Below are 10,023 nucleotides of genomic sequence, written 5' to 3'. Positions count from 1 at the left end.
CTGTTAATATTAATTGTTGATTTTAGTTAAATTCGAGACTAATTGAAATGGAAGGTACGAGGACTCCTATGGGAAATGCGGGAAGCCTAAAGACCCCGCAGGCTCGCCGAGGAGGCTAAAGAATCTCGCCCCATGGAAAGCGAGCAACCTGTAGTGGAAATTAACCTCACAAGACATCCTTTACGAAAATTTGATTATAAATTGAAAAAAATTTGCTCATTCATAAAATAGTTAAAATTTATATACTACTTATGAAAAATCAATTTAGAGAAGATTATTTTCGAATGAATAAAATAACAGAAATTTCCAATACTGATAATATTATTACATAATCCAGGGATTCAATCGGATTAGACGAATGCCCAAATTTAATGGACTAGCAAATCGAAGGATACAGTAGAAATGTTCGGATCGGATCGTATAAGTGAACAGAACGATTTGTTTATGATCTAAAAAATTAGACTATAATATTATAGAAGATAATTGATTTAATTAAGTAGGAAAAGTAAAAAATGTCGAAACTTCGACAATAAATACTCATAACCACTTGATAATTAATGATGCATATGCTATAGTAGTCCATGGTGTTATTACACACGCTTGCCGATTTTCTTATTGGTGCTACCCAGTATGGGAGTGATAGGAGAAGACGACGTGAGCGGAGGAAAAAGAACCATTAGGAGGAAATAAAATGTCAGTAATTTCTATGAAGCAATTATTAGAAGCTGGTGTTCACTTCGGTCACCAAACTCGCCGTTGGAACCCAAAAATGAAACGTTACATCTTCACAGAGCGTAACGGTATCTACATCATCGACCTACAAAAAACAGTTAAAAAGGTTGAAGAATGTTACAACGTAATGAAAGGTATCGCTGCTGAAGGTGGAAACGTCCTTTTCGTTGGTACTAAAAAACAAGCTCAAGAAGCTATTAAAGATGAAGCAATCCGTTCAGGTATGTACTTCATTAACCAACGTTGGTTAGGTGGAACTTTAACAAACTTCCAAACAATCCAAAAACGTGTTAAACGTTTAAAAGATATCGAAAGAATGCAAGAAGATGGCACATTCGAAGTGTTACCTAAGAAAGAAGTTATTCAACTTAAAAAAGAATTAGAACGTCTTGAAAAATTCTTAGGCGGAATCAAAGATATGAAGCAACTTCCTGATGCATTATTCGTTGTTGATCCTCGTAAAGAGCGTATCGCTGTTGCTGAAGCTCGTAAGTTAAACATTCCTATCATCGGTATTGTTGATACTAACTGTGATCCAGATGAAATCGATCACGTTATCCCAGCAAACGACGATGCTATTAGAGCTGTAAAACTTCTTACATCAAAAATGGCAGATGCGATTCTTGAAGCGAAACAAGGCGAAGAAACAACTGCTTAATGAAACTAAAAAGGTGATAAGAGGGTTTAGCCTTTTATCACCTTTTTTTAAGGTTAAAATAATCGGAAAATGTTTACCTTATTAAACGATTGAATAAAATAAGCTTACATATAGGAGATGAATGAAATGGCAATTACTGCACAAATGGTAAAAGAATTACGTGAAAAAACTGGCGCTGGTATGATGGATTGCAAAAAAGCGTTAACTGAAACTGAAGGTAACATGGACAAAGCAATCGACTACCTTCGTGAAAAAGGTATCGCAAAAGCTGCTAAAAAAGGTGATCGTATCGCTGCTGAAGGTTTAACTTTCGTTGAAGTAGCTGGAAACGATGCAGTACTAATCGAAGTTAACTCTGAAACTGATTTCGTTGCGAAAAACGAAGGTTTCAAAGAATTAGGATCTACACTTGCTAAACATATCGTTGCAAACAAACCTGCAACTGTTGAAGAAGCTTTAGCGCAAACAATGGAAAATGGTGAAACTGTTGAAACTTTCATCAACCACTCAATTGCTAAAATCGGAGAAAAAATCTCTTTACGTCGTTTTGAACTAGTTTCTAAAACAGATGCTGATGCATTTGGTGCTTACTTACACAGTGGCGGTCGTATCGGTGTTCTTTCAGTAGTTGAAGGAACAACTAAAGAAGATGTTGCTAAAGACGTTTCTATGCACATCGCTGCAATCAACCCTAAATATATCTCTCGTGATGCTGTTTCTCAAGAAGAAGTTGAGCATGAGCGTGCAATTTTAACTCAACAAGCATTAAACGAAGGTAAACCAGAAAACATCGTTGCTAAAATGGTAGAAGGACGTATTGGTAAATACTTCGAAGAAATCTGCTTATTAGATCAATCTTTCGTTAAAAACCCAGACGTTAAAGTAGGTCAATTCGTTAAAGCTGCTAACGGAACTGTTAAATCTTTCGTTCGCTACGAAGTTGGAGAAGGCTTAGAAAAACGTGAAGATAACTTTGCTGAAGAAGTAATGAATCAAGTGAAAGGTAACTAATTTAGTTACTTTGAAGAAAAATAGGGGACACTATGTGTTCCCTATTTTTTAAAGAAACGTAAATACATAGGTGTACGTAAATGGAGGGTATTATGAGTAAAGCAAAGTATAATCGCGTAGTATTAAAACTTAGTGGAGAAGCACTAGCAGGTGGACAAGGATTTGGAATTAATCCTGCAGTTATTAAATCAATTGCTGAACAAGTTAAAGAAATTGCAGAACTAGATGTTGAAGTTGCAGTTGTAGTTGGTGCTGGTAATATTTGGCGCGGAAAAACTGGAAGCGAAATGGGAATGGACCGAGCTACAGCAGACTACATGGGTATGTTAGGTACTGTAATGAACTCATTAGCTCTTCAAGATAGTCTTGAAACGCTTGGTGTACAATCTCGTGTACAATCATCAATTGAAATGCGTCAAGTTGCAGAGCCATATATCCGTCGTAAAGCAATTCGTCATTTAGAGAAAAAACGTGTTGTAATTTTTGCTGCTGGTACAGGAAATCCTTATTTCTCAACTGATACTACTGCTGCATTACGTGCTGCTGAAATCGAAGCAGATGTTATTTTAATGGCAAAAAATAATGTTGACGGAGTGTACTCAGCTGACCCATCAATCGATAAAACTGCTGTAAAATACGAAACACTTACATACTTAGATGTATTAAAAGAAGGTTTAGGTGTAATGGATTCAACAGCATCTTCATTATGTATGGACAATGACATTCCATTAATTGTATTCTCAATTATGGAAGAAGGTAATATTAAACGTGCCGTTCTTGGCGAAAATATTGGAACAATAGTAAGGGGGAAATAAAATGTCTAATCAAATCATTTCTTTAGCAAAAGAAAAAATGACAAAAGCTGTTTCAGCTTACTCTAGAGAATTAGCGACTGTTCGTGCTGGTCGTGCAAATCCAGCTATTTTAGATCGAGTTTTAGTTGAATACTATGGTGCTCCAACACCACTTAACCAAATGGCAAATATTTCAGTGCCAGAGGCAAGATTATTATTAATTACTCCTTATGATAAAACTGTTATTAATGATATGGATAAAGCAATTCAAAAAGCTGATTTAGGCTTAAATCCTTCAAATGATGGAACTGTAATTAGAATAACATTCCCACCATTAACTGAAGAGCGTCGCCGCGATTTAGTTAAAAGTGTAAAAAAATTAGCAGAAGATGCAAAAGTTGCAGTTCGTAACATCCGCCGTGATGCAAATGATGATTTAAAGAAAGCAGAAAAAAATGGCGATATTACTGAAGATGAATTACGTGGTCTTGTAGAAGACATTCAAAAACAAACAGATTCACATATCGAAAAAATCGATGGAATCTCAAAAGATAAAGAAAAAGAGATAATGGAAGTTTAATACTGCATTGCAAGGTATATCTTACTAGCGCTTAGAAAAATAATGAATTTTTCAATTTATGGTATTTCATAATCTCATTATTGCATTATAATTAAATCAACTAAGCGCTTTGAGTAAAAAGACCCTCTGTTTAAGGGGGTTTTTTTACTCAATGCTTTAATTAGATATACTTAAACGGAGGATTAAAGATGTTTAAATTAATTTCTTTTTTTAAAAGAAATAAAGTAGAGAAAAATGTACCTCCAATTTCGCAATTAAATGGGGTCGATGGAGTAATTCCTGAGCATGTTGCAATTATAATGGATGGTAATGGTAGATGGGCACAAAAAAGGAATTTACCAAGAGTAAAAGGTCACTATGAGGGAATGAAAGTAGTTCGAAAAATTGCAAGAGCTGCTAATAATATAGGTGTAAAGACTTTGACTCTCTATGCATTTTCAACTGAAAATTGGAAAAGACCAAGAACTGAAGTAGAATTTTTAATGAAGTTGCCACAAGAATTTCTAGGTACGTTTTTGCCAGAATTAATTGAAGAAAATGTACAGGTAAGATTAACGGGGAATAAAGAGCAATTACCAAGCTATACAACAGAAGCAGTATTAAAAGCTGTAGAAGAAACAAAAAACAATACAGGTATGATTTTGAACTTTGCACTAAATTATGGATCCAGAGATGAAATCATATCGGCAGTTAAAAAGATTTCTTCAGATGTATCGGATAATAAACTAAATAAAGAAGAAATTAATGAAGAATTGTTTAAACGTTACTTAATGACAAGTGACGTTAAAGATCCAGATTTATTAATTAGAACAAGTGGAGAATTGAGGATTAGTAATTTTATGCTTTGGCAAATTGCTTATTCTGAACTATATTTTACAGATGTATTATGGCCCGATTTCACTGAAGAAAGTTTAGTTGAAGCGGTGAAGGAATATCAAAATCGTGCAAGAAGATATGGTGGTATTTAAGAAAGCGGTGAACGAATTTGAAACAGCGTATTATAACAGGAGTTATAGCTGGTGCATTATTTTTAGGATTAGTAATATATGGTAAATGGCCGTTTGGATTACTTGTATTTGCACTGGGTAGTATCGGTTATTTTGAATTAATTAAAATGAAAAAGTTTAATTATTTTAGTGCGCAAACCGTACTCGGATTAATTTTAACTTGGGTAGCAATAACTCCAAATGATTTGGCTAATAAGATTTTTCCAATCGAAATTGGTAAAACTGAAATTTCGATTGTGTTAATCCTATTTCTTTTATCATATACGGTAATTACTAAGAATACATTTACTTTTGAAGATGCTTCTTTTGTAGTACTAAGTAGTTTATATGTAGGATTCGGTTTTCATTATATGTATGAAATGAGAAATATGGGTATTTCATATTTCTTCTTCCCATTATTCGTCATATGGGCAACTGATTCAGGAGCATATTTTATTGGTAAAGCAACTGGTAAAACAAAACTTTGGCCAGATATTAGTCCAAATAAAACGATTGAAGGTTCAATAGGTGGAATTATTTGTGCTATTGTTGTTGCAGTAATTTTATCGATTATGTTAACTTTAAATCATTCAATACTATATTTAGTACTAGTAGCTGTTCTTGTATCGATTTTTGGTCAATTAGGTGATCTTGTTCAATCTGCATATAAAAGATTCTACGGTGTAAAGGACTCAGGAAACTTACTTCCTGGACATGGTGGGATTTTGGACAGGTTTGATAGTATCATTTTCACGTTACCAATCGTCTATTTACTTTTTACAATATAGTATTAGGTTTTGTATTTAAGGAGACATAAGAAAATGAAGAAAATCAGCTTACTCGGAGCAACTGGTTCAATCGGTATACAAACACTTGATATAATTAGAAATCAATCAAATGATTTTGAATTAGTCGCGTGTTCTGCTGGGAGAAATATTAATGAATTGTATAAGATCATTTTAGAATTTAAACCAAAACTAGTTTCAGTTGCAGGGAAAGTAGAAGCGGATAAGCTAATGAGCTTAGGGATTCCTTCAAAAACTAAAATTTTATATGGTGAAGAAGGATTAATTGAGGTCGCAGTTCATGAAGACAGTACAATACTTGTGAATGCCGTTGTTGGTAGTGTAGGTTTAGTACCTACTATGAAAGCAATACAAAATGGAAAAACAATCGCACTAGCGAATAAAGAGACATTAGTAACAGCAGGTCATATTGTAATGGCTGAAGCAGAAAAATACGGTGTCTCAATTTTACCAGTTGATAGTGAGCATTCAGCAATCTTTCAATGTTTAAATGGTGAGAATCCTAATGAAATACATAAATTAATCATCACAGCTTCCGGTGGTAGTTTTAGAGATAAAACAAGAGATCAATTAATGGACGTGACAATTGAAGATGCGTTAAATCATCCGAATTGGTCAATGGGTGCTAAAATTACAATTGATTCAGCTACAATGATGAATAAAGGCTTAGAAGTAATTGAAGCCCATTGGTTGTTTAATATGCCATATGAAAAAATTGATGTTGTCCTTCATAGAGAAAGTGTTATTCACTCTATGATTGAATTTGAAGACGGAAGTGTTATGGCACAATTAGGAACTCCCGATATGAGAGTACCGATTGCATATGCACTAAACTATCCTGCGAGAAAGCCAGTTCATAATCATAAACCATTAGATTTAATAAAATTTGGAACACTTCACTTCCAAGAGATGGATTTTAACAGATTTAAATGTTTAGATTATGCTTATCAAGCTGGAAAAATAGGTGGTAGTTTACCGACTGTTTTAAATGCGGCAAATGAAGAAGCAGTAGCTGCTTTTCTACAGAGAAAAATATCATTCTTACAAATTGAGAATTTAATAGAAATCGCTCTTGAAAAACACAATGTAATAAGTAAACCTTCATTAGAAGAAATTCGTAGCATTGATGATCAAACAAGAACATTCGTTTCATCACTAATAAAGTAAGGGTGGTAATTACATGAATACAGTAATCGCGTTTATTGTAATTTTTGGCGCACTTGTATTTTTTCATGAACTTGGACATCTATATTTTGCAAAACGTGCTGGTATATTATGTAGAGAATTTGCAATTGGATTTGGTCCAAAGGTTTTCTCATTTTATCGAAATGAAACAACATACACAATAAGATTATTACCGCTTGGTGGATATGTTCGTTATGCAGGTGAAGACCCAGAAATGGTACAAGTAAAGCCGGGTTCACATACTGGATTGCAATTTAATCCAAATGGAGAAGTGACTAAAATTGTAGTTGATCAATTTGATCGTTTTCAAGACCTTCGTTTTGTTGAAGTTGATTCAATTGATTTAGAACATAAGTTAGAAATCATCGGTACTGAAGAAGGTACTGAAGAAGTATCTAAATTCAATGTACATGAAAAAGCGTTCGTTTATAGTGAGGGACAAGGTCATCAAATCGCGCCTTATAACCGTCAATTTAATAGTAAATCTGTAGGTAAAAGAGCGATTGCAATTTTTGCTGGTCCAATGATGAATTTTGTACTAGCTTTAGTAATTTTCATCCTACTTGGATTACTTCAAGGTACTCCAGTAAATGATGCTAAAATTGGTAAATTACTTCCAAAAGGTGCAGCACAAACTGCAGGTCTAAAAGAAGGCGACATTGTTTTATCAATTGATAATAAAGATGTTTCTAAATGGGCAGAAGTAGTTAAAATTGTAAGAGAAAGCCCTAGTAAAGAATTATTATTTAAAGTGAAAAGAGATAACAAAGTTATTTCAATTCCGATCACTCCAAAATCAGAAGAAATTGATAATAAAGTGAATGGGTTAATCGGTGTATATGCACCTGTTGAAAAAAATGTCTTTTCATCAATTAAATATGGTATAACTGAAACGGTTGGATGGACAAAAGAAATTGTTTTAGCAGTTGGCCATTTAGTTACTGGTCAATTCTCAATCAACAATTTGTCAGGTCCAGTCGGTATTTATCAAGTAACTGATCAAGCTGCACAATCAGGCATTTTCTACTTAATGAAATGGGCAGCATTCTTAAGTATCAACCTTGGTATAATGAACTTATTACCATTACCAGCTCTTGATGGTGGTAGATTAACATTTTTTGCAATAGAAGCATTAAGAGGAAGACCTATTGATCGCCAAAAGGAAGGTGTAGTTCACTTTATTGGCTTTGCGTTATTAATGTTATTAATGATTATTGTAACTTGGAACGATATTAAAAGATTATTCTTATAAGAAGCTCTGTATAATTTAAACGTGTAATTTCTTGAATTTTGTTTATAGAATCCGCGACTTACTTGCTAATAAAACGGGCTTAGTGACAGATTGTTTGTCAAGTTAGCCTGTTTTTAGTGGGAGCGGATTCTTATCGTTATTCATAAAGAATTTTTAGAAAGAATATGAGAATAAAAGAAAATATGAGGTGAATCCTTTTGAAGCAAAGTATTGTATATAGTCCAACTCTTCGTGAAGTACCATCAGATGCAGATATTAAAAGCCATCAGTTATTATTAAGAGCAGGTTTTATTAGACAAAATGCATCTGGTATATATAGTTTTTTACCACTAGGAAATAAAGTTCTTCAAAAAGTAGCAAACATCGTTCGAGAAGAAATGAATAATGCTGGTGCGATGGAAATGTTAATGCCATCAATGCAAGCACAAGAATTATGGGAAGAATCAGGTCGTTGGGAAAATTTTGGTCCTGAATTAATGCGTTTACGTGATCGCCATGGTAGAGGATTCGCTCTAGGTGCGACTCATGAAGAAGTAGTAACTTCTATTATTCGCGATGAATTAAAATCATATAAAAAATTACCGATTACGCTGTATCAAGTACAATCAAAATTCCGCGATGAAAAGCGTCCACGTTTTGGATTACTTCGCGGTCGTGAGTTCTTAATGAAAGATGCATATTCATTCCATGCTTCACAAGAAAGTTTAGATGAAGTATATGATCGACTATATAAAGCTTATAGCAATGTATTTACGCGTTGTGGACTAAATTTCAGAGCGGTTGTAGCTGATTCAGGTGCAATGGGTGGTAAAGATACACATGAGTTTATGGTGTTATCTGACATCGGCGAAGATACTATCGCGTTTTCTAATGAATCGAACTATGCAGCAAATATTGAAATGGCTCCTGTTATTACTACTTATGAACCAACAGATGAGAAATTAGAAGAAGTTCAAAAAGTAGAAACGCCAAATCAAAAAACAATCGATGAAGTAATTGAATTCTTAAATTTACCGATTGAAAAAAGTATTAAATCAATAATTTTCAAAGCAGATGAAAATTTTGTATTAGTTCTTGCACGTGGTGACCACGAAATCAATGATATTAAATTAAAAAATTATTTAGGTGCACATTCAGTAGAGCTTGCTTCCAAAGAAGATGTAAAAGAGCTAATGAACTGTGAAATCGGGTCATTAGGACCAATCGGTGTAAAATCTGATTTATTAGTTTTAGCTGATAATGCAATAAAAGGAATAGTAAATGGTTGCTGTGGAGCAAATGAAGAAGGTCACCACTACATTAATGTTACTGTTAATCGCGACTATAATGTTAAAGATTTTGTAGATTTAAGATTTATTCAAGAAGGTGACCTATCACCAGATGGTAATGGTACAATTTCATTTGCAAAAGGTATTGAGGTAGGTCATGTATTCAAATTAGGTACAAAATATTCTGAGTCTATGAATGCTACATTCCTAGATGAAAATGGTAAATCGAATCCAATCATCATGGGATGCTATGGAATTGGTGTATCTCGTACATTAGCTGCGATTGTAGAACAATATAATGATGAAAAAGGGATTGTTTGGCCAAAAAATCTAGCTCCTTTTGATGTGCATGTAATTACAGTAAATACAAAGAACGAAGATCAAGTAAATTTAGCAGATGATATTTATAAAACGTTAAAAGAGATTGGACAAGACGTATTACTAGATGACCGAAATGAACGTGTAGGTGTAAAATTCGCAGACGCAGATCTTTTCGGAATTCCTGTTCGAATTGTAGTTGGTAAGAAAGCTACAGAAGGAATTGTTGAATTAAAAACAAGAGATGGACAAGTTAGTAAAGAAGTAGAAATTTCTAACCTTGTGAATGAAATAAATATGTTAAAATAAAATAAAAGTGGAAGCGACTCCCTATGGAGGTCGCACACAAAGAAAAAGTACCTCTTATTTGTAGAGGTACTTTCCATTTGTGCAGAAAATCCTACATTTTGATTTTGGACATTTAAGATTTCAA

At 33.8% G+C, this 10,023-nt stretch carries 9 protein-coding genes; all 9 read left to right on the top strand.

Annotated elements, in window-relative coordinates; genetic code table 11:
• Positions 1–691 precede the first annotated feature (691 nt).
• On the top strand, positions 692–1,390 hold the full coding sequence (rpsB, locus tag COC46_RS20325) for a 30S ribosomal protein S2 (protein WP_098811721.1): 699 nt from the start codon (positions 692–694) through the stop codon (positions 1,388–1,390).
• A gap of 126 nt (positions 1,391–1,516) precedes the next feature.
• Positions 1,517–2,401, top strand: a complete 885-nt coding sequence (gene tsf, locus COC46_RS20320; protein WP_098811720.1) for a translation elongation factor Ts — start codon at positions 1,517–1,519, stop codon at positions 2,399–2,401.
• Between the two features lie 92 nt (positions 2,402–2,493).
• Entirely contained in the window at positions 2,494–3,216 is a 723-nt protein-coding gene (gene pyrH / locus COC46_RS20315) for a UMP kinase (protein WP_098811719.1), read from the top strand.
• Position 3,217: 1 nt separating this feature from the next.
• Positions 3,218–3,775 (top strand): ribosome recycling factor, encoded by a 558-nt coding sequence (gene frr / locus COC46_RS20310; protein ID WP_098811718.1) that lies wholly within the window; start codon positions 3,218–3,220, stop codon positions 3,773–3,775.
• 188 nt (positions 3,776–3,963) lie between these two features.
• A complete protein-coding gene (locus COC46_RS20305) occupies positions 3,964–4,743 on the top strand; it encodes an undecaprenyl pyrophosphate synthase (protein WP_098811717.1) in 780 nt (259 codons plus the stop codon).
• A 17-nt stretch (positions 4,744–4,760) separates the two neighbouring features.
• Positions 4,761–5,549, top strand: coding sequence for a phosphatidate cytidylyltransferase (locus COC46_RS20300; RefSeq protein WP_098811716.1), 789 nt, complete (start codon positions 4,761–4,763; stop codon positions 5,547–5,549).
• A 33-nt stretch (positions 5,550–5,582) separates the two neighbouring features.
• Entirely contained in the window at positions 5,583–6,734 is a 1,152-nt protein-coding gene (gene dxr, locus COC46_RS20295) for a 1-deoxy-D-xylulose-5-phosphate reductoisomerase (protein WP_098811715.1), read from the top strand.
• A 13-nt stretch (positions 6,735–6,747) separates the two neighbouring features.
• Positions 6,748–8,004 (top strand): RIP metalloprotease RseP, encoded by a 1,257-nt coding sequence (rseP, locus tag COC46_RS20290; protein ID WP_098811714.1) that lies wholly within the window; start codon positions 6,748–6,750, stop codon positions 8,002–8,004.
• Positions 8,005–8,201: 197 nt separating this feature from the next.
• Positions 8,202–9,899, top strand: coding sequence for a proline--tRNA ligase (locus COC46_RS20285; RefSeq protein WP_098811713.1), 1,698 nt, complete (start codon positions 8,202–8,204; stop codon positions 9,897–9,899).
• Positions 9,900–10,023 lie beyond the last annotated feature (124 nt).

Origin of the sequence: Bacillus sp. AFS041924 (assembly GCF_002577195.1) — a bacterium.
In the GTDB taxonomy this organism is placed as follows: domain Bacteria; phylum Bacillota; class Bacilli; order Bacillales; family Bacillaceae_G; genus Gottfriedia.
Note: the sequence above shows the minus strand (reverse complement) of the source record. Positions and strands in the feature narration are given on the sequence as shown.